Annotated in this window: 21 protein-coding genes; 7 read left to right on the top strand and 14 right to left on the bottom strand. The window is 42.9% G+C overall.

Going from position 1 to position 17,370, the window contains the following annotated elements:
* Positions 1-6 precede the first annotated feature (6 nt).
* Positions 7-291 carry a GNAT family N-acetyltransferase gene (locus HUJ21_RS02005; RefSeq protein ID WP_291366884.1) on the bottom strand — a complete coding sequence of 95 codons (285 nt, stop codon included), beginning with the start codon at positions 289-291 and terminating at the stop codon, positions 7-9.
* Between the two features lie 223 nt (positions 292-514).
* Here HUJ21_RS02005 and HUJ21_RS02010 point away from each other — a divergent pair, with 223 nt between their 5' ends.
* Positions 515-1,669, top strand: a complete 1,155-nt coding sequence (locus tag HUJ21_RS02010; protein ID WP_291366885.1) for a hypothetical protein — start codon at positions 515-517, stop codon at positions 1,667-1,669.
* Positions 1,670-1,872: 203 nt separating this feature from the next.
* On the opposite strand, the gene HUJ21_RS02015 is transcribed toward HUJ21_RS02010, so the two are convergent.
* On the bottom strand, positions 1,873-2,838 hold the full coding sequence (locus HUJ21_RS02015) for a helix-turn-helix domain-containing protein (RefSeq protein WP_291366886.1): 966 nt from the start codon (positions 2,836-2,838) through the stop codon (positions 1,873-1,875).
* Between the two features lie 228 nt (positions 2,839-3,066).
* Here HUJ21_RS02015 and HUJ21_RS02020 point away from each other — a divergent pair, with 228 nt between their 5' ends.
* The 3 genes from HUJ21_RS02020 to HUJ21_RS02030 all read left to right on the top strand — a co-directional run bounded on the left by HUJ21_RS02020 (position 3,067) and on the right by HUJ21_RS02030 (position 4,838).
* Complete coding sequence (locus HUJ21_RS02020) at positions 3,067-3,501, top strand: VOC family protein (RefSeq protein ID WP_291366887.1); 435 nt, start codon at positions 3,067-3,069, stop codon at positions 3,499-3,501.
* Between the two features lie 11 nt (positions 3,502-3,512).
* Complete coding sequence (locus HUJ21_RS02025; RefSeq protein WP_291366888.1) at positions 3,513-4,421, top strand: VOC family protein; 909 nt, start codon at positions 3,513-3,515, stop codon at positions 4,419-4,421.
* Between the two features lie 66 nt (positions 4,422-4,487).
* The gene (locus HUJ21_RS02030) at positions 4,488-4,838 is read left to right on the top strand and encodes a nuclear transport factor 2 family protein (protein WP_291366889.1); all 351 of its coding nucleotides are present in this window, start codon (positions 4,488-4,490) and stop codon (positions 4,836-4,838) included.
* A gap of 5 nt (positions 4,839-4,843) precedes the next feature.
* Here the strand turns inward: HUJ21_RS02030 and HUJ21_RS02035 are convergent, their stop codons facing one another.
* The 6 genes from HUJ21_RS02035 to HUJ21_RS02060 form a co-directional block, all read right to left on the bottom strand.
* Positions 4,844-5,758 (bottom strand): NAD-dependent epimerase/dehydratase family protein, encoded by a 915-nt coding sequence (locus HUJ21_RS02035; RefSeq protein WP_291366890.1) that lies wholly within the window; start codon positions 5,756-5,758, stop codon positions 4,844-4,846.
* Positions 5,759-5,798: 40 nt separating this feature from the next.
* Positions 5,799-5,927 carry a hypothetical protein gene (locus HUJ21_RS02040; protein ID WP_291366891.1) on the bottom strand — a complete coding sequence of 43 codons (129 nt, stop codon included), beginning with the start codon at positions 5,925-5,927 and terminating at the stop codon, positions 5,799-5,801.
* 64 nt (positions 5,928-5,991) lie between these two features.
* On the bottom strand, positions 5,992-6,327 hold the full coding sequence (locus HUJ21_RS02045) for a n-acetylglutamate synthase (RefSeq protein ID WP_291366892.1): 336 nt from the start codon (positions 6,325-6,327) through the stop codon (positions 5,992-5,994).
* Positions 6,324-6,902: a class I SAM-dependent methyltransferase gene (locus HUJ21_RS02050; protein ID WP_291366893.1), complete on the bottom strand. Its 579-nt coding sequence runs from the start codon at positions 6,900-6,902 to the stop codon at positions 6,324-6,326. The genes HUJ21_RS02045 and HUJ21_RS02050 overlap by 4 nt, the downstream gene beginning before the upstream one ends.
* A 74-nt stretch (positions 6,903-6,976) precedes the next feature.
* Entirely contained in the window at positions 6,977-8,209 is a 1,233-nt protein-coding gene (locus tag HUJ21_RS02055; protein ID WP_166145349.1) for an MFS transporter, read from the bottom strand.
* Between the two features lie 264 nt (positions 8,210-8,473).
* Positions 8,474-10,030, bottom strand: a complete 1,557-nt coding sequence (locus tag HUJ21_RS02060; RefSeq protein WP_291366894.1) for a serine hydrolase domain-containing protein — start codon at positions 10,028-10,030, stop codon at positions 8,474-8,476.
* Positions 10,031-10,200: 170 nt separating this feature from the next.
* Here HUJ21_RS02060 and HUJ21_RS02065 point away from each other — a divergent pair, with 170 nt between their 5' ends.
* Entirely contained in the window at positions 10,201-11,433 is a 1,233-nt protein-coding gene (locus tag HUJ21_RS02065; protein WP_291366895.1) for a DEAD/DEAH box helicase, read from the top strand.
* Between the two features lie 18 nt (positions 11,434-11,451).
* On the opposite strand, the gene HUJ21_RS02070 is transcribed toward HUJ21_RS02065, so the two are convergent.
* The 6 genes from HUJ21_RS02070 to HUJ21_RS02095 all read right to left on the bottom strand — a co-directional run bounded on the left by HUJ21_RS02070 (position 11,452) and on the right by HUJ21_RS02095 (position 15,639).
* A complete protein-coding gene (locus tag HUJ21_RS02070) occupies positions 11,452-12,144 on the bottom strand; it encodes a DUF5995 family protein (protein ID WP_291366896.1) in 693 nt (230 codons plus the stop codon).
* Positions 12,145-12,523: 379 nt separating this feature from the next.
* Positions 12,524-13,198, bottom strand: a complete 675-nt coding sequence (locus HUJ21_RS02075; RefSeq protein ID WP_291366897.1) for an ATP-binding cassette domain-containing protein — start codon at positions 13,196-13,198, stop codon at positions 12,524-12,526.
* Positions 13,191-13,865 carry a molybdate ABC transporter permease subunit gene (gene modB / locus HUJ21_RS02080; protein WP_291366898.1) on the bottom strand — a complete coding sequence of 225 codons (675 nt, stop codon included), beginning with the start codon at positions 13,863-13,865 and terminating at the stop codon, positions 13,191-13,193. Before modB ends, HUJ21_RS02075 begins: the two co-directional genes overlap by 8 nt.
* Positions 13,865-14,638: a molybdate ABC transporter substrate-binding protein gene (modA, locus tag HUJ21_RS02085; RefSeq protein WP_291366899.1), complete on the bottom strand. Its 774-nt coding sequence runs from the start codon at positions 14,636-14,638 to the stop codon at positions 13,865-13,867. Before modA ends, modB begins: the two co-directional genes overlap by 1 nt.
* A 20-nt stretch (positions 14,639-14,658) precedes the next feature.
* Positions 14,659-15,036, bottom strand: coding sequence for a molybdopterin-dependent oxidoreductase (locus tag HUJ21_RS02090; RefSeq protein ID WP_291366900.1), 378 nt, complete (start codon positions 15,034-15,036; stop codon positions 14,659-14,661).
* Between the two features lie 264 nt (positions 15,037-15,300).
* Positions 15,301-15,639 carry a LysR family transcriptional regulator gene (locus HUJ21_RS02095; protein ID WP_291366901.1) on the bottom strand — a complete coding sequence of 113 codons (339 nt, stop codon included), beginning with the start codon at positions 15,637-15,639 and terminating at the stop codon, positions 15,301-15,303.
* Positions 15,640-16,077: 438 nt separating this feature from the next.
* On the opposite strand from HUJ21_RS02095, the gene HUJ21_RS02100 reads away from it, so the two are divergent.
* Positions 16,078-16,524 (top strand): KilA-N domain-containing protein, encoded by a 447-nt coding sequence (locus HUJ21_RS02100; RefSeq protein WP_291366902.1) that lies wholly within the window; start codon positions 16,078-16,080, stop codon positions 16,522-16,524.
* A gap of 123 nt (positions 16,525-16,647) precedes the next feature.
* Complete coding sequence (locus HUJ21_RS02105; protein WP_291366903.1) at positions 16,648-17,247, top strand: hypothetical protein; 600 nt, start codon at positions 16,648-16,650, stop codon at positions 17,245-17,247.
* The last annotated feature ends 123 nt before the right edge of the window (positions 17,248-17,370 follow it).

Genomic DNA, 17,370 nt, shown 5'->3' on the forward strand with positions numbered 1-17,370 from the left:
ATAGTCCTACTTTGAGAGTACATCTCTGATTTCCGGTACTTTCTCAAAGACGGATTTGGCAAAAGGGCATAAGGGCAATATTTTTAATTGATTGGCCCTGGCAAATTCCACAGCCCTAAAAACCAAAGCCTCACCAATTCCCTTGCCTCTAAGTGATTCCGAGATTTCGGTATGGTCAATGATAAACATTTTTTCCCCTGCTTTTGAATAGGTCATCTCGGCATTAATCTGACCTTCATTTTCGATAAAAAAGGAACCTTTTGTTGATTTTGTCTGATGTTGGATTTCCATATTTTCCAATTATTTAAGAATTAATATGAATCTATAAATATTCTTGCTTTTGTTAGGGCTGTTTGGAAAACCTTGGATAATGTTTGAAAACAGTTGGCTTCCATTCCCACTGAAGCTTATTAGGCTTAATATGGCATCAATATTGTACCTAAATTGAGTATAAAAAATCATTTAATCCAATTATTACTGATTTTATTCTTAATTATTAAAAGAAAATAGACCCATGCAAATGATAACCGAAAAATTTATTCAGGATTTATTGGCCAAAAAAGAAAATCCATGCCTTTCGCTCTACATGCCAACCCACCGGCACCATCCGGAAAATAAACAGGACCCGATCCGTTTTAAAAATTTGCTAAAAGAAATGGAGCAATCCTTGCAGCAAAAATACAGTTCAGAGGAAACAAAAAATTTCCTGGCTCCGCTGGAAGAGCTGGCCGGGAACCCTGATTTTTGGAACCAAAACCGGGATGGATTGGCCGTATTCTCCGCCAAGGATCTGATGGAAGTGGTAAAATTACCTGTTGCTGTGGATTCCCTGGCCCTTGTGGCGGACAGCTTCCACACCAAACCCATTCGCAAATATTTACAATCCACAGACCGGTATCATCTCCTGGGTTTGAGCAGACATGAATTCACCTTGTATGAAGGAAACAGGCACTCGATAGATGAAATAGAACTTTCGGATGAAATACCTAAAACCATTGAAGAAGCATTGGGAGATGAATTGACGGATGAGCACATTACAGTTGCATCTTATGGCGGGGCGGCAGGTGAAGGCAATGCCATGCACCATGGCCACGGCGGCAAAAAAGACCAGGTGGATTTGGATGCGGAGCGTTTTTTCCGAATAGTGGCCAAAGCTGTGGAAGATAATTATTCCAATCCATCAGGTTTGCCTTTGATTCTTGCAGCTTTACCGGAGCATCACCATCTTTTTCATAAGGTGAATAAAAATGAGTCCTTAAGGTCTGATGGAATCCAGGTAAATCCATCCTCAGTAAGCAAAGAAAAGCTAACTAAAATGGCCTGGGAAGTAATGAAGCCTGCTTACCTGGAAAATCTGGAAAAGCAGGCAGGTCAATTTTGCCATGCCAAGGCAGCGGGTAAAGGATCAGACGATTACAAGGAACTGGCAGTGGCGGCAGTAGCGGGAAGAATTGAGACTTTACTTGTGGAAGCTGACCGGATCATTGCAGCGCGCATCACCAATTTGGTTACCGGCAATACGCAGAAAAAAGATATGGATAATCCCAGGGTAGATGACCTCCTGGATGATATGGGTGAATTGGTAATGAAGATGGGAGGCAAGGTTGTGGTCATGCCTCCTGAATATATGCCTACGGATACGGGTCTGGCAGGGATTTACAGGTATTAAAAAGCTTTTCCAGAAGCCATTTTACTTCTTGATATTTGTCTAATATGCTGGTTTATATCAATCATTGTTTTAAACCGGGGGAAATTTAATAAATCGGTCTGAAAGGTATCATTTCTGAGAATTGATTTGTCAGGGATAAATTCCATTTGTCTTCCAATAGAAAATACAATAAACTTGCAATAAATGTCACCCATCAATGGTGGCTAGCCCGCAAATTTCACCTTGTAATCCAAAGGAGACATGTCGGTGTATTTTTTGAAGACTTCCCGGAAAGCTTTGGGGTCATTGTATCCTACATCATACATGATCTCACTCACTGTCTTTCTGCCTGATTCCAGCTGTTTTTTGGCTGCTTCAATTTTGATACGCTGCATGTATTCCAGGATCGTATTGCTGGTGGCCTGTTTGAATCGCCGCTCCAGGGTTCTCCGGCCCAGTCCAAACCTTTCTGCCAAAAATTCTACCGTGATTTTCTGATCATAATATTTCTCCAGGTATTCCTGAGCAGCCAAAATCACCTCATCTTGATGCGTTTTTTGCCCCTTGAAAATACTGAAAGGCAGTTGACTGCTTTTCTCCATGTCCAGCAAAAAATACTTGGAGGCCAAAACTGCCATCTCCCGGCTGGTGTATTTTTCCACCAAATAGAGCAAGAGACTCCAGTATGCATTGGCCCCTCCACTGGAGTACAGTCCGTTTTGCTCGCTGATGACCCGGTCATCTACCAAATTCACATCCGGAAACATCGACCGAAAAGTTGGCGCATGCATCCAGTGGGTGGAGCAGGTTTTGCCTTTTAAAAGGCCCGTTGAAGCCAAAATAAATGCTCCGATACATAAGCTGGCCACTTCTGCTCCCCTTTGGTATTGCCCGGTGATCCATTGAATCATTTCCTTGTTTTTTACTATGGCCTGGTTGATATCTCCGCTGATGGCAGGAATGATGATCAGATCAGATTTTTCTACTTCCCGCATCAACTGATCAGGCCTGATAAGCAATAAGCCATTGCTGAGCTTTATCTCGGGTTCGGCCCCCACCAAGTGTACCCTGAAACAGGGAGCTTGCCCTGCTGCCGTCAAAAAACCATTGATGGCGGTAAACATATACTGGGGATCAACGATCGCAGCGGGCACTGCCGTTTCCGGTACAAGGATATGAACATTTTTCATATGATTTCAATTGTTTTAAGCAGCCACATGGAACCTCGCATGGTTAATAATCATCCCAGTGTGTTGCGTTCTCGTCATACTCGATTTCATGCACTAAAGATAATTCATAATCTTGTCGCATTCAACCCGTTACTTTGTCGGATTAGCACAGTTGATCATTCTTTTAATTGTATTAAGTTTGTAGTAATCAAATCCAAGACAAGAGGACCTTTCCAAAACCCAAAAATTATGAAAACGATAAACCCTTACCTTGGATTCAATGGAAATTGCCGGGAGGCCATGACCTTTTACAAAGGCTGTTTTGGAGGAGATCTTCGATTACAGACCTTCGGGGAATCTCCAATGGCTTCACAATGTCCTAAAGGGAAAGAAGGACATATTGTTCATGCCAGCTTAACCGGAGACAATTTCCTCTTTATGGCAACCGATATGACTCCCCCTGATGGTTTCAAATCAGGAAGTGAAGTTTCTCTCGCCATTAGTTTTGATACGGAGTCCGATCTCCGGAAAGTTTATGAAGGGCTCAGTGAACAGGGAAATGTAATAGCTGATTTAAAAGAATCGTTTTGGGGTTCCCTTTTTGCTGTGGTCCGGGATAAGTTTGGAAAAGTTTGGATGCTGGATTTTGAAAAGAAACCAGAAAAAGAAAACGCATTAACCTAAATGTACTTAACATGCGCCAACTAAAAAACCCAATTGTTCCTTGCTTGTGGTTTGAGCAGGAAGCAGAAGAAGCAGTAAATTTCTATGCTGAAGTATTTGGCAACACTAAAATAACCTCCCTGTCCAGATATGGAAAGGAGGGCGCTGAACAGCACAAGAAACAGCAGGGAAGTGCCATGTCGGTCAGTTTTACCCTCCACGGCCAGGAATTTCTGGCCCTGAATGGGGGACCCATGTACCATCACAGTCCGGGCATTTCCTTTTTCGTCACTTGCGAAACCCCGCAAGAAGCGGATAAGGTATGGAAAGCTTTGGCCGAAGGGGGCACTGTTCTGATGCCTTATGACCAATACCCCTGGAGCGAAAAATATGGCTGGCTGAATGACAGGTTTGGGCTTTCCTGGCAGATCTCTCTGGGAAAACTTTCTGATGTAAAGCAAAAATTTGTCCCATCACTGATGTTTGTCGGAAAAAAATTCGGAAAGGTGGAGGCTGCCATAAATTTTTATTTGGAAATATTCCAACCTGCTTCCCTGGAGGGAATAGCCAGGTACGAGGAGCAGGATCCCGATGAAACCGGAATGGTCAAGCATGCCCAATTTTACCTGGGTGACAATACCTTTATGATGATGGAAAGTTCGCTTGTCCACCAATTTGACATTACACCTGCCGTCTCTTTCATCATCAGCTGTGAAGAGCAGGAGGAAATAGATTACTACTGGGATAAATTGACCCGGGGGGAAGGCGATGAAGTGCAGTGTGGATGGCTTTATGACCAGTATGGGGTTTCCTGGCAAGTGGTCCCCAGGATGTTAACAGAAGGTATGAAAGATCCCGAAAAAGCAGGTAAGTTGATGGCTGCCTTTATGCCCATGAAAAAACTCGATATTAAGACACTGGAAAAAGCCATAGCACAATGAACTGTGCTCCTTTCCTTGTAGCGAAAACCCACTCAATAATCCATCATAGTGAAAAAAACACAGCCAATGGAAACGAAACAAAAAGAATTTCTGAAAAAATTAAACCTGGCATTTGCCAATAGTGAGGTAGCATTTATCCTTGATGCGGTTACAGACCATATTGAATGGACCATTGTAGGGGACAAAATCATCAGGGGCAAGGAACAGTTTGCCAATAGCTTAAAGGAAATGGCATCTTCCCAGCCTATGAAACTGGAAATCCGGCACATGATCACCCATGGAAAAGAAGCTGTGGTAGAAGGCAGCATGATCACGCCGGATGGGAAAAATTACTCCTTTTGCGATATCTATACCTTTAACGGATTTAAAGATCCCAAAATCAAGGAAATGAAGAGTTATGTTTTTGAGATCGGATAACAATCTCAAACACAACTTTTCAATCCCTTCTCCAATTCCGTAGCCTTTATGCCATAGGCCTTTTCAATTTTTCCAGAATCAAAACAATAGTCTTGATCCAACTGGTAACTGAGCTCTTTGATCTCTTTTAGCAATGGAATAAATACCGCCAAAATACTTACCATAAAACCCGGCAATACCTGTAATTTCGGAGGCATGCCCAGTTCTTTTGCCAGAATGTCAACACATTCCTGTGCACAGGGGTAGCGGTTTGAAGTAGGCAGATGCCATACCTGGTTCCAGGCTTCCTCCTGTTGGGCCAGAAAGGCAGTGGCAAAAGCTGCATCAGGAATATAGGTGAACGAATGTTTCCGCTCCTTGCTATACAACCACTGGGCTGTTTTACCGGCCTTCATCCGATTGATTACAGACTCATTCAGCATACTGAGTTTAGCATCAGGACCATAAAAATCAGCGGCTCGCACAATCATGGCTTTAAGTGTACCGGCTTCCACCTCATCCATAATCATCTGCGCAATTTCTGCCCGGACTTTCCCCTTATTACTTTGGGGGTTGACCGGAGTTTCTTCTGTAAGGTGCCCTACATGGCCCGGATCATAACAATACATATTATCAAAAAAGACCAGTTTAGCCCCATACCTCTGGCAGGCTTGGATCGTATTTTCCATGATAATCGGCCATTGCTCCTGCCATAACCGGGTTTTGTAAGTAATTCCCGCAACCAAGTAAACCGTATCCGATCCTTCCACAGCCGCATCTACCTGGCTCCCCACTAACAAATCAGCCTTTACCAAGGATTCCTCCCCATGAATGGGCTTGGGGTTTCTGCTGACCAGCCGGATATTATCGGTATACTTGCTCAGGTCTTTTGCCAATTGCGTTCCAATATTGCCTGAGGATCCAAGGATGGTGTGTAACATTGCTTTGGGGTTAAATTTCTTCAATTTAATACAATTGACCCTAATGATCGGCCAGATCCAGGGAATTTTCTTTCACAAAATTAAAACCCAATTTCCCTCCCTTTTTGGGTGCAATGCGGGTAAGGCTGTTAAGGTAAAAGCCGAGGGATTTATACATAAGACGTTTCATGATTCACTTAATTTTAAGATACCCATCGGTATCAAAATGGATAAATTTTTTTACCGGGTAAGCGTTAAATCTCTTCAAGCATTGATGTCCCCCGACTGTGGTCACCGGATGTCCACTGCCATTCTTCGTGCAACCTGATTTTCCCGTTTTCCATAATTTCCGGCCGGGAATGGCAGACCCCTGTCATCAGTTCGCCCTTCAAATTGACTTGATGGTAACGCATGTCAATGTGACCATTATTATCCACCAGGCCAATAAGATGGCCTTTTTTGATTTTTCCTCCCTGATAAAGAGAAGTCAGCATATTCCCTTCCTGTTGATAATGAAACAAGGTCTCTTGGGAAGTTTCGCCGTTTTCACTGTTGGATACCGGCTTGAATTTTTTGTTGTGGTAATTCATCTCTTTGTCGCTATGATTATTCCAGTAGACCAATGCAGTTTACTCAGCCATAGGTCGGTTCGATTCTCCAGGTATTTTACCAGCTCTTCCGCCTTTTTGGCATGTCCCTCAGGCCAGTTAGGTTGAGGCAACATATCATCTATAATGTAAATTCCTCCCTTTTGAAGCATGGACAGGGTTTCCTCCAGTAATAAGTATTTTCCATGCCAGGTGTCCGCAAAAATGAAATCAAACTTTTGGCTTTTATTTAAGTTCACCCACTTTTCTCCATCCATCAGTACAATTTTCAGACGCCGGTCTTTTCCCAGAAATTCCCGGGCAATGGCCAATAAGGTTTCATCATGGTCAAAGGTGGTAAGAGTGGCTTTTCCATCCATTCCTTCCAGTATCCAGGAGGAGGCCAAACCGGAACCGGTTCCCATTTCCAAAAATGTTCCACCGGGTTTTGAGGCGGCAAGGGTCCTGAGAAGGCTACCGGTCAACTTATCTGAAGGCATTTTAAAACCTATATCTTTGGTCGCCTCAAGAATAGCCTGGTAGGTATCGGGGGCTTTGGGGATCAATTCATTCCTCATATTTCCAAATTGATTTTGTTTGTAAACCGGTAAAAATACGGTTTTAAAATGACCATATCCCAAAGTGACCCAGCCTATTCAGCAGGCACAGCTTCTTCCAGGTCTTCCACGATGGTCCCGGTATCCACAACTTTGATTCCCCGTATCAAGGGAATACACAATAAGCTAATGATTATGGCGGCATAGCCGATCATTTCAAAGTTATACAATTTCCCATCTCCACCTTCCACCAATACCATTCCTCCAACAAAGGAGGCCAGACCTGCACTTAATTGCTGTACTGCCGAATTGAAACTGAGAAAGCTTCCCCTGTTTTCAGGTTTTGCCGTACCCGTTATCAATGCAGCAGCGGGCACCATACGTCCATTGGAGGTTACAAAAAAGATGGTAGAGACGATCAAGGCATAATAAATTGGTGTTTCTCCCAGGTGGGTGATAATGGCTATGGGCAATACATTAAGGCTCATAAAGATGGTAAATACCCTGATCTTGCCATGTTTATCTGTCATCCTTCCCACCCATGGCGAGGTAAAGACGGTAAAAAATCCGCCTGCCATATAAATAAAGGTGAGCTGAAGCTCCGTAAAGCCAACATTGGACACCATAAATGGGCTTAAAAAAGGAATGATCATAAATTGACCCAGCATCATCATCACTGTCAAGGATATCGCCCTCATTTGATTGGCATTGCCTGTAACCCTTCGGATCACCTGAAGCGGACTAGGCCTCAAATTCCCCGTAACGAGGTGGCTGGTAATGGAGGGCACAAATTTATAAATCAATACCAGAATGATCACCGCCAAAATTGACAGAAAAACAAAGGGGGCATGCCAGTTGGAGATACTGGCGATATAAAGCCCAAACGGTACTCCAACTACCGAGGCTACCGAAAAAGCAGCCATCACCATTCCCATGGCCCGGCCCCTTCTTTTATCCGGAATGGCATCTCCCACAATGGCAAAAATCAAGGCTGAGGTCAACCCGCCAAATAAGCCTGACAGGATGCGGGCGGTTAATAGAAACGGGTAATTTGGTGAAAGGGCACAAGCAATGGTGCCCAGCAAGAACCCAAGGAATACCCACATCAGTATGGTCCGGCGATCATACTTATCCAAAATAAAAGCTCCGAGAAAACTACTTACCCCGGCACTAAAGGTATATGAGGACACCAACAGGCCAAACTCCTTCGGAGAAATTTCAAATATCCGCATCAGTTGTGGACCCAATGGCATTAATATCATGAAATCCACAATATGGGTAAAATTGACCGCAGCCAGTGTCCAGAGTAAAAGTTTTTCTTTATTCATACCGCCAAAACGTGTCCAGTAAAAACCTTCTTACTACACTGAAAGTTCTTAAAAATGAAGATTATTCTGAATCTTAATGTTTTTATAATACCTGGAGATATTTTATTTGGAAATGAGGTCATACCATTTGAAAATGAGTTATCAACAAGGTTGGCAGAAATCACCCCATCTGAAATAGGTATAAACTTGATTTTAATCTTCAAAAAGCATCCTTGAATAGGATTTTCTTTTTAAGAAGTAAATTTATTGAAATGCCAAAGCCCTCTATTTCTCCACTACCCTCACATCCATTCGTTGAATAAAGGCTTCCTTCTGAGGATTCAGGGTAAAGAATATACGAATGTCTTTATGCGTTCCCTCGAGCAGAAAGCTTCCCCTTAATTGGTTCAAGGGATCCAGTTCCCCAACAGAAAGAATGGAACCAGATTCATCAAAAGCCTGATTTACAGCCTTTTTTCTCCTCTCATATGGAATATCCTGAAAGAAATTATCGGCAAAAATTCCCGGATCCTCCACCTTCCATTCCGGAAGCAATTGTACGATCTCGGATTTTCGCTGACTTAAGATGTCTGATGGAGGGATTACCCTGTGTTGAAGGTTTCCAACGGCCACCAGGGTATCCAATGCTCGGCCATTCACTGCCGAAGGAGCTCCGTAGGTATTGTTGCTGAAGGAAAAAACCCCAATCCCATACTCCGGATAAATGCGCCATTCACTGCCAAAACCCGGTAAGCCTCCACTATGTGAAATACGAACGATTCCCCTGCAATCCTTTCGCCAGCTTAATCCATACCCATAAGCGACGACATTCGGGCAAAGATCACCAGTTGAGGATTTGTCCTGAGCATTTAAGTTAATAAATCGCCAGGGCTGGTGCATTTCCCTGATGGAACTTCTCCGAACAGGACCTGCTTCGTCCTCATCTCTCGGTGGCCAGGCGGACAAATGAAAGGCTACATATTTGCTGAAATCGGCAATGGAAGACCACATCCCACCCATTGCCCCATAAGCCCCATCGTGCATTAGTGGCACTCCTTCCCATTCTCCCTCCTGCCAAAAGTATCCCAATGCCAGTTGTTCGGCTGGTATATCTGCATATTCATATTGGGTATCGTGCATGCCTAAGGGATCCAGTATGTTTTCCTTAACGTACGCTTGGTAAGGTTGACCACTTATATTGCCAATGACTTTACCCAATAGTGCATAACCTAAATTACTGTATTCAAAACTTACACCGGGCACATTTGAAAAAGAAATCCCTTCCCTTAAAACCTCCAACAAAGCTTCATCGCTGGCATCCAGTTGCCGGTCGCCCCAGGGGTTGTCTTCGGGAAATCCCGCAGACATGGTAAGCAAGTGTTGCAGGGTGATTTCGGGAGCGTCAATGGTTGGTTTTTTGACCTGGTTCATTTCAGGAATATACCTGGCTACTGCATCTGTAAGGTTTAATTTACCTTCATCCCGAAGTTTCAGGATGGCCATGGCTGTAAAACTTTTGCTCATGGAAGCAATACGATACAGTGTCTGAACGGATGCCTTAGCCTCACCTTCGAGGTCTGAAAAGCCAAAACTTTTGTGGTGTATAAGTTCCCCATTTAGGACTATACCATAGCTCAGCGAGGGGAAATGGTTTTGTCTGGCATAAGCATCATACATTTGATCTACAGCCGGCAGCAACTCGCTTACTTTTAGGATGGATGCTGAATCTTCAAATTCGGCTACTGCATAGGGATGAACAACAGCCGTATCAGGGATTTCTGTAGCCTGCTTTTCAGCGCAGGCAAAAACTAATAGGGCTGCCAATAGGGATAGATTTTTCATGGTGGGTATGTTAGGGTATGGTAAGATACTTGAATTCTCATCTTTCTCCAATAAGCTTTTCACATGAAAGTCTAATAATGCTCCTGTTAATCTTATTTTACTTACCTTTGCATCTTTTAAGGATATCGGTAACAGAGCAATATTCTTAACACAATAAAACTAAGAATATAATGACATTCGAAGATCTTAAAATAATTCCCCCTTTATTAAAAGCACTGGAAGAGAAAAACTACAAAGAGCCTACAGCAATTCAGCAAAAGGCCATTCCGGTAGTTTTGAACCAAAGGGATATATTGGGAAGTGCACAGACTGGAACAGGCAAAACAGCTGCTTTTGCCTTACCCATCATTCAACTGTTGCACAACTCCGGCACAAAGGAAAAAGGCAGGGTAAGCATCAAGTCCCTGATCGTAACCCCTACCCGTGAGCTGGCCATCCAAATTGATGAAAACATCGCTTTTTATGCCAAACATACCAAGTTGAAACATGCCGTTATCTTTGGTGGGGTAAAACAGGGCTCACAGGTCAATGAACTGAACAGAGGGGTAGATATTTTGGTAGCCACTCCGGGAAGACTACTGGATCTGATCAATCAGGGATATATCAAACTCGACCAGATCAAAATATTTGTACTGGATGAGGCCGACAGGATGTTGGATATGGGATTTATCAATGACATCAAAAAGCTGCTGAAACTGCTTCCTTCCAGAAGGCAGTCTTTGTTCTTTTCTGCCACCATGCCTGACAGCATCGTAGAATTATCGTCAAAGATTCTTACAAATCCTGTTAAAATCGAGGTCAGCCCGGTATCTTCTGCGGCAGAAACATTGCAGCAAAACGTCTATTATACCAACAAATCCACCAAGAAGGACTTGTTGCTGCATATATTGAAGGACAGGAAAATGGATCAGGTACTGCTTTTTTCCAGGACAAAGCATGGTGCTGATAAGATCACCAAAAACCTGAAAGCAGAAAACATCAGTGCTGCTGCCATTCACGGCAACAAGGCCCAAAACCACAGACAAAAAGTGCTCGGTCAATTTAAAGACGGCAGCATCCGTGTCCTGGTGGCTACAGACATTGCTGCCAGAGGCATTGACATTGACAAACTGCAATATGTGATCAATTATGATATACCGGAAGATCCTGAAACCTATGTGCACCGGATCGGCAGATCGGGCAGGGCAGGAGAGTCTGGAACAGCCATTTCACTCTGTGAGCCGGAAGAAAACGGTTATGTCAGGGATATCGAGAAATTGATCCGCCAAAAGATTGATGAAGTAAGAGACAATCCCTTTCCACAAACTGATTCGCCCATGACAGCGCAGGAAAAGAAGGAATTCAACAAAGAAAAGCAAAGAAAAAAGCAGGCTTTCTTCGCCAACCGCAAGAAATCAAGGTAAGACGGGAAATTATCCCTCTTACAAAAAGGTAATAAACTGATTGCCTCTTCTAAGGACCTGGGTTTCCTGTGCCTTACGAATGCTTTCCCTTTGCTTCTCTGATGGAGAGGAAAGCAGCTCCAGGTTTACCTCCCAAACCTCATTTCTCCATGAACTGATCAGTTTGGACAAAAGCCATTCGTCCAGCCTGCCCATCAATACATCAATGGCCGCCATGCTCCAGGAAGAGGGATTGATGATGCTGTCCTGTACGGCATCAATGGTATTGGCGATAATTTCATTCACCAATTCATGGTCCTTTTTCAGGGAATCTTTGTCCGCTTCAGGCAACTTTTGCCAGGTTTCTACCAGGCAATCATATAAAGCCAGGGGCAAATCATAATTGATGTGGGCATTTACCCCCAATAACAAGTTTTGAGTAGCGTTGATTTTCGGATTCAAACTGGCATCGTGAACCTGTCTCCAGACTGCCGGAGAAATGTCAGGATTGTCATCATAATGCCCCAATGCTTCAAAATAATATTCGGAAAACCGAAGCAACAACCGGGAAACCCAATCGGCATTGATGAATTGCTCCTTTGTAATTGCTGCATACATATTGTTGCTCATCATGCTGTAACAACCTAAAAAGACATGTCTCCGATCGCCGGTATTTTTCCAGCGATCTGTCCTTTCTTTCATAATTTCCAATAAGGATTGTACTTCTTGCATATTATTTGCCCTGATGGTTGAACCAAAATCTTAAAATTCATTCGCATGCACCAATAAATGGCGCTTTTGGCTGCATAACATTACATATACCGCTTCACGGAAAAACCGGCCATTGTTGAATTTAATATTGAAAATACAAAAAGCATTTCATCTGTTTATAATTTGTTTTTTAGCGGTCAGATGGAATCTCGCGATGATAATCATCCCAGTGTGTGACGGCTACGTTATGCTCGATTTCATTGGATCAATTTGTATCCCCCGAAGGAATAATCTTCATTAATCACCATGGGGTGGATCAATGAAAAGATTGTGTCACCTGATTTTTCAGAAGTGTTTCGAAATCCTTCCTCTACAAAAATAACCTGAATAATCATCCGATTTAATGCCCGAAGAAAATCCCGGGCTCCCCATCAAAGCTGAATTTCCCATTTTCCAATACCAAAACCCTTTCTGCCATTCGCCTGATTTCTGAGGCATCATGACTGACAAGAAGTGTAGTAAGTGCAAAATCCTTGTGAAATTGAACAATATATTGCTGCAGATTGGCCCGCATATCCATATCTAAAGCAGAAAGCGGTTCATCCAATAAAAGGATGTTTGGCCGCCTGACCATTGCCCTGGCCAGAGCAACCCGCTGTTTTTGACCACCTGATAAAACCATGGGCCTTTTTTGGGCCAGCTTTTCCAGGCCCACTCTTTCCAGCATTTCCGAAACAATGACCGGATCCTGACCTTTATCCAGGGCAAATAGCAGGTTTTCCTTAACCGACATATTGGGAAAAAGCGCATATTCCTGGAATACCATCCCGATATTTCTCCTTTGAGGCTTGAGGTTTATCTTTTGACCCTGATCAAACCAGACCTTACCAAAAACGTGCAGCTTCCCTGCATCAGGCCTCATTAAACCGGAAATCATCCGCAAGATACTTGATTTCCCTGCGCCGGAGGGACCATAAAGCCCTACCAGTTCCCCTTGCCTGATTTGACAGGACACCTTTAAGCCCATTTTTCCATCCGGACCAAACAGCGATTTTTCCAGATCCAACTCAATCATAGCCCAAAACCCTGTTTTTATCGTGATTGACCCAGTAAGTGATCAGCAATACCAAAAAAGAAAATCCAATCAGCAGAAGACTGTACTTATTGGCCTGGCCATAATTCATGGCTTCTACCTCATTGTATATGGCAACAGAAATTACCCTTGTTTCCTCAGGAATATTGCCTCCCACCATCAAAACCACACCAAACTCACCTACTGTATGCGCAAAGGACAGGACAGCTGCAGTCAATAAGGCGCTCCTCATATTCGGTAGTAAAACCTTGGTAAGCGTAACCCACCTGCCTTTCCCCAGGGTCTGGGCGGTATCCAGCCAGGCTTTTGGAATAGAAGTAAAACCGGATCGCAAAGGCTGAACCATAAAAGGCAAGCTGTAGATAACAGAGGCCAACACCAAGCCAGGAAAAGTAAATACCAGGCGCAGGTCCACATATTGATCCAAAAAAGCTCCCAGCGCATTCTCCGGACTAAAAGCCAGCAGCAGGTAAAAACCCAAAACAGTAGGTGGCAATACCAAAGGCAAACTCACAATGGCTTCTACTGCGTATTTTATCCGGTATTTACTATAGGCCAGCCAATAGGCCAGTGGTATCCCCAAAAAGAACAAAATTAAGGTAGTGAACAAAGCCAGCCGCAAAGTCAATATAAAGGGGCTAAAATCCATTAACCTTCAGGCTGGTTAAATCCAAAATAGTTAAGAATATTTTTGGCCGTTTCGGTTTTCAAAAAGGCCATAAAAGAGGCCGCTCCATTACTATTGGACCCATGCCTGGTAATCACAGCCCCTTGCAGCAGTGGCTGATGGCTTTCTTCCGGTATCAGAAAAAAAGACGTTTGGTAGCGCTCCATGGTCGGTGACATGGCCAAAGATAAGGCAATAATGCCTGCATCTGCTGCTCCGGTGGAAACAAATTGTGCCGCCTGGGAAATATTTTCTCCCAGTACCAACCGACTGGAAAGGGAATCATACATTTTGTAGTAAGTCAAAGCTTCTACTGCACGCTGCCCATATGGGGCATGGTCGGGATTGGCTATGGCTATTTTTTTTACCCCGGGTTGCTGAAAAGTAGTCATGCCCAAGGGGGCCGTATCCATTTTTCTGCTCCAGACTACCAGCCTGCCCAGGCCATAAAGGTAAATTGCTGAACCTGTCAAACCTTTCCCGGCAAGCAGCTTTGGATATTGTTCATCTGCGGACATGAAAATATGGAAGGGTGCCTGATTGGATATTTGTTCGTACAATTTACCAGAAGAACCGTAAATCGGACGGACATTCACCTGGTTTGTTTCAGAGAAAACGGAGATGATGGAATCCAGGGCAAATTTAAGGTCCGAGGCTGCCGCTACCAAAACCGGTTTTTCCTTTTGCGCCACAGCCCATTGAAAGACCATCATGGCACAGACAAAAAATACCATTCGCTTTTTACTAGAATGCATGTTCCCTTTTTAGGTTAATATTATTCATTCGCCGATTTTATTTCAATTTCTATAACTTCTCTTACCCACCTGGCCTGTTTTTTCTCATGGGGAACCACCAGGCGGAACGGGCCAATTCCCGGTGGAAGCGGCTTCCCATCCTCTTGAAATACCAAAAGTACCATTGCATCTGTAAAAGAGGAATCAACCTCAGTAAGTGAAAACACTGCCTGATATCCATCTTTGGCATGGATCAAAATATACTTGGCCAGATTTTCCCCTCTTATTCTGGCACTGGTCGGTGCGCCGGCCTTCTCCAATACTTTGGATAAATTTACACCCTTGAAAGTTAGCCTATTGCCATCTTTGTCTTTTATCCTTAGCTCCTCCGGGCCCATTTGCATTAAATCATCAACCATTAATTCAATTGGATTTGAAAGTTGACCACTCATCCTAATCGATGCTATACCTTGGTTTTGAGCGATCAATGTTGGTATTGGAAGCAAAAAAGAGCTTAAAGTGACCAAGACAAAGGCAAATAGAGGATTGTTCATTTTCACTGGGATAAAGCCGATATTCGTTATGTATCTAAATATATATCGGATTAGGGTAATTGCAAAAAATTTGGGATTAAATAATGCTGCTTCCCATGATTGAAAAATGATCAAAACTACTGGAATGGATTATAACATATCCATGATGGCAGCTTCATCGGCGGCAATTTTTTCCAGCTTTTTCTCCAATGCCGCAAACCTGTATATTAGTTTTTTTGCATGGTCGGTAATTTCTGCGCCCCCGCCTTTTTCTCCCCCTTTTTTCAGGAGCACATAAGGCTGGCTTCCCCGGCTGTTGAGGTCATTGACCATGTCCCAGGCCTTTTTATAGGACATGCCCATTTGCTGGGCCGCTTTGGAAAGAGACCCTTCAGACTGGATCAGGGTAAGAAGTTGCAACCTTCCCGGACCGAAAAATTTCTCCTGATCCAGGGTAATCCAACACCTGATTCTTAGTTTTTTTTCCATGAGCTAAATTTTGAAGCAGGGTTTTACGATGGAAGAAAACATATACCGGACCATAATAAACCGACAGCGGTCCGGAACGCATTCTATATCCGGAATTAAAAGTACGATCCTTTTTGCTATTTTTGAATGAATAGTTTGACTGTTCTCCCAATAAACGATACCACTATACTGGTGATATGGAAGCGTTATCCGATTCAAACCATACGTAAAGAGGTTGGTGGCGTACCAAAAGTGGTATTGAAAAAGTCATTGAATCCTGAAATTATTATTTCTGAAAGTTTTTCACATTGAGAGCATTTTGGAAACACAAAGCATGGCCATTGGTAAAACTGAGTTTAACATAAAAGATAAAATTTTTGCTTCGGATTTTAATTATATCGGATTCATTACAATTAAATATGCAATCATCATATATTCTGCTGATTTAATTTTCAGATTATGGCGAAAAATAAACTCATAAAAGTTAAAGGTAAAGAAATCACTCTTTTTTCAACAAAAGTCGATGACTACATTTCGCTTACTGATATGGCCAGGTATCGGGATGCTGAACGCACCAACTACATTATTCAAAACTGGATGAGAACCCGTAGCGCTATAGAGTTCTGTGGGCTTTGGGAACAATTAAATAATCCCAACTTTAAAAGCATCGAATTCGATGCCTTTAAAAATCAATCAGGAGCCAACAGTTTTGCCCTTACTTCTCAAAAATGGATAGAATCTACCAATGCAAAGTGTCAATGCCATGCTCATTCATCAGGGAATGGAACAACCGGAACGATTGGCACAGCTCAATCAAATGGCTATCACACAAATAACCTCCCTGCTAAAGCACAAAGACCAGACGAAAAAATTGAATACTTAAATCCGAATACCGGGCAATTGTAGCATAAGCCCTCCACGGCTTTTTTTGTTTTAAGAGACTTTTTTATACAGAAAGTATTGTTTCGTTTGTAATTATTATTAACTTAAAATTTAATTCATTCTTGGTGCATTTAAATAACTTTTATCATGAATCCAATTCTCTTCGATGCTCCACCTTTTTTTGACGGTCAATTGTTTTTCCGACTCAAGTTAATTTTTGTTTTGGTTCTTTCCTTCGCTATTTCCTTTAAGGTAACAGCTCAAACAGAAGTTAAAAAATTTACCGCAAAGCAGGCAGTCTATCTTGAGGTTGGTGGAAATGCGGGCCGGTATGCATTCAATTATGGGCGAATATTCCATGAAAAAGGGAAACTTAAGCTAAATGCGAGTGCAGGTTTTTCAATGTTTCATCACAGATTAAATGCTAAAACAACATGGCTGCCGGTAGTACCCGTAGAGATATCAGCATTTTATGGTAAGTCAAACCATCATCTGGAATTGGGCATGGGAGTTACTTCCTACCTAACCAGAAGTTTAGGTTTTGATTCGGAAACATTTCAAACAACCGATAAAGTGGTTTTTGATGCGGGCATACCTTTACGAATTGGCTATAGGTATCAAAAGCCTGACGGGGGCTTCTTTTTTAGAGTGGGGTACACACCATTTTTTGCCATGCCTAATAAGACCCGCGAAGATTGGGCTTTTCAGCCGGTTTTTGCAGGCTTGGGTTTGGGAGTGAGTTTTTAAATCGCCACCAATCAAACTCGTTTGCATGCTTACGATTGAATGAGATTGAGGAAGATGGACTATCCATTCTCTAACGTCTCTCCAGTCTTTCCTTCTCCCATATCCATAGAAAAACTTTATTTG

Origin of the sequence: Cyclobacterium sp. (genome assembly GCF_014762705.1) — a bacterium.
GTDB lineage: Bacteria > Bacteroidota > Bacteroidia > Cytophagales > Cyclobacteriaceae > Cyclobacterium.

Excerpts from the sequence above, each read along its gene's own strand:
- HUJ21_RS02005 (WP_291366884.1), bottom strand. The coding sequence starts at position 291 with ATGGAAATCCAACATCAGACAAAATCAACAAAAGGTTCCTTTTTTATC.
- HUJ21_RS02010 (WP_291366885.1), top strand. The coding sequence starts at position 515 with ATGCAAATGATAACCGAAAAATTTATTCAGGATTTATTGGCCAAAAAA.
- HUJ21_RS02015 (WP_291366886.1), bottom strand. The coding sequence starts at position 2,838 with ATGAAAAATGTTCATATCCTTGTACCGGAAACGGCAGTGCCCGCTGCG.
- HUJ21_RS02020 (WP_291366887.1), top strand. The coding sequence starts at position 3,067 with ATGAAAACGATAAACCCTTACCTTGGATTCAATGGAAATTGCCGGGAG.
- HUJ21_RS02025 (WP_291366888.1), top strand. The coding sequence starts at position 3,513 with ATGCGCCAACTAAAAAACCCAATTGTTCCTTGCTTGTGGTTTGAGCAG.
- HUJ21_RS02030 (WP_291366889.1), top strand. The coding sequence starts at position 4,488 with ATGGAAACGAAACAAAAAGAATTTCTGAAAAAATTAAACCTGGCATTT.
- HUJ21_RS02035 (WP_291366890.1), bottom strand. The coding sequence starts at position 5,758 with ATGTTACACACCATCCTTGGATCCTCAGGCAATATTGGAACGCAATTG.
- HUJ21_RS02040 (WP_291366891.1), bottom strand. The coding sequence starts at position 5,927 with ATGAAACGTCTTATGTATAAATCCCTCGGCTTTTACCTTAACAGCCTT.
- HUJ21_RS02045 (WP_291366892.1), bottom strand. The coding sequence starts at position 6,327 with ATGAATTACCACAACAAAAAATTCAAGCCGGTATCCAACAGTGAAAAC.
- HUJ21_RS02050 (WP_291366893.1), bottom strand. The coding sequence starts at position 6,902 with ATGAGGAATGAATTGATCCCCAAAGCCCCCGATACCTACCAGGCTATT.
- HUJ21_RS02055 (WP_166145349.1), bottom strand. The coding sequence starts at position 8,209 with ATGAATAAAGAAAAACTTTTACTCTGGACACTGGCTGCGGTCAATTTT.
- HUJ21_RS02060 (WP_291366894.1), bottom strand. The coding sequence starts at position 10,030 with ATGAAAAATCTATCCCTATTGGCAGCCCTATTAGTTTTTGCCTGCGCT.
- HUJ21_RS02065 (WP_291366895.1), top strand. The coding sequence starts at position 10,201 with ATGACATTCGAAGATCTTAAAATAATTCCCCCTTTATTAAAAGCACTG.
- HUJ21_RS02070 (WP_291366896.1), bottom strand. The coding sequence starts at position 12,144 with ATGCAAGAAGTACAATCCTTATTGGAAATTATGAAAGAAAGGACAGAT.
- HUJ21_RS02075 (WP_291366897.1), bottom strand. The coding sequence starts at position 13,198 with ATGATTGAGTTGGATCTGGAAAAATCGCTGTTTGGTCCGGATGGAAAA.
- modB (WP_291366898.1), bottom strand. The coding sequence starts at position 13,865 with ATGGATTTTAGCCCCTTTATATTGACTTTGCGGCTGGCTTTGTTCACT.
- modA (WP_291366899.1), bottom strand. The coding sequence starts at position 14,638 with ATGCATTCTAGTAAAAAGCGAATGGTATTTTTTGTCTGTGCCATGATG.
- HUJ21_RS02090 (WP_291366900.1), bottom strand. The coding sequence starts at position 15,036 with ATGGTTGATGATTTAATGCAAATGGGCCCGGAGGAGCTAAGGATAAAA.
- HUJ21_RS02095 (WP_291366901.1), bottom strand. The coding sequence starts at position 15,639 with ATGGAAAAAAAACTAAGAATCAGGTGTTGGATTACCCTGGATCAGGAG.
- HUJ21_RS02100 (WP_291366902.1), top strand. The coding sequence starts at position 16,078 with ATGGCGAAAAATAAACTCATAAAAGTTAAAGGTAAAGAAATCACTCTT.
- HUJ21_RS02105 (WP_291366903.1), top strand. The coding sequence starts at position 16,648 with ATGAATCCAATTCTCTTCGATGCTCCACCTTTTTTTGACGGTCAATTG.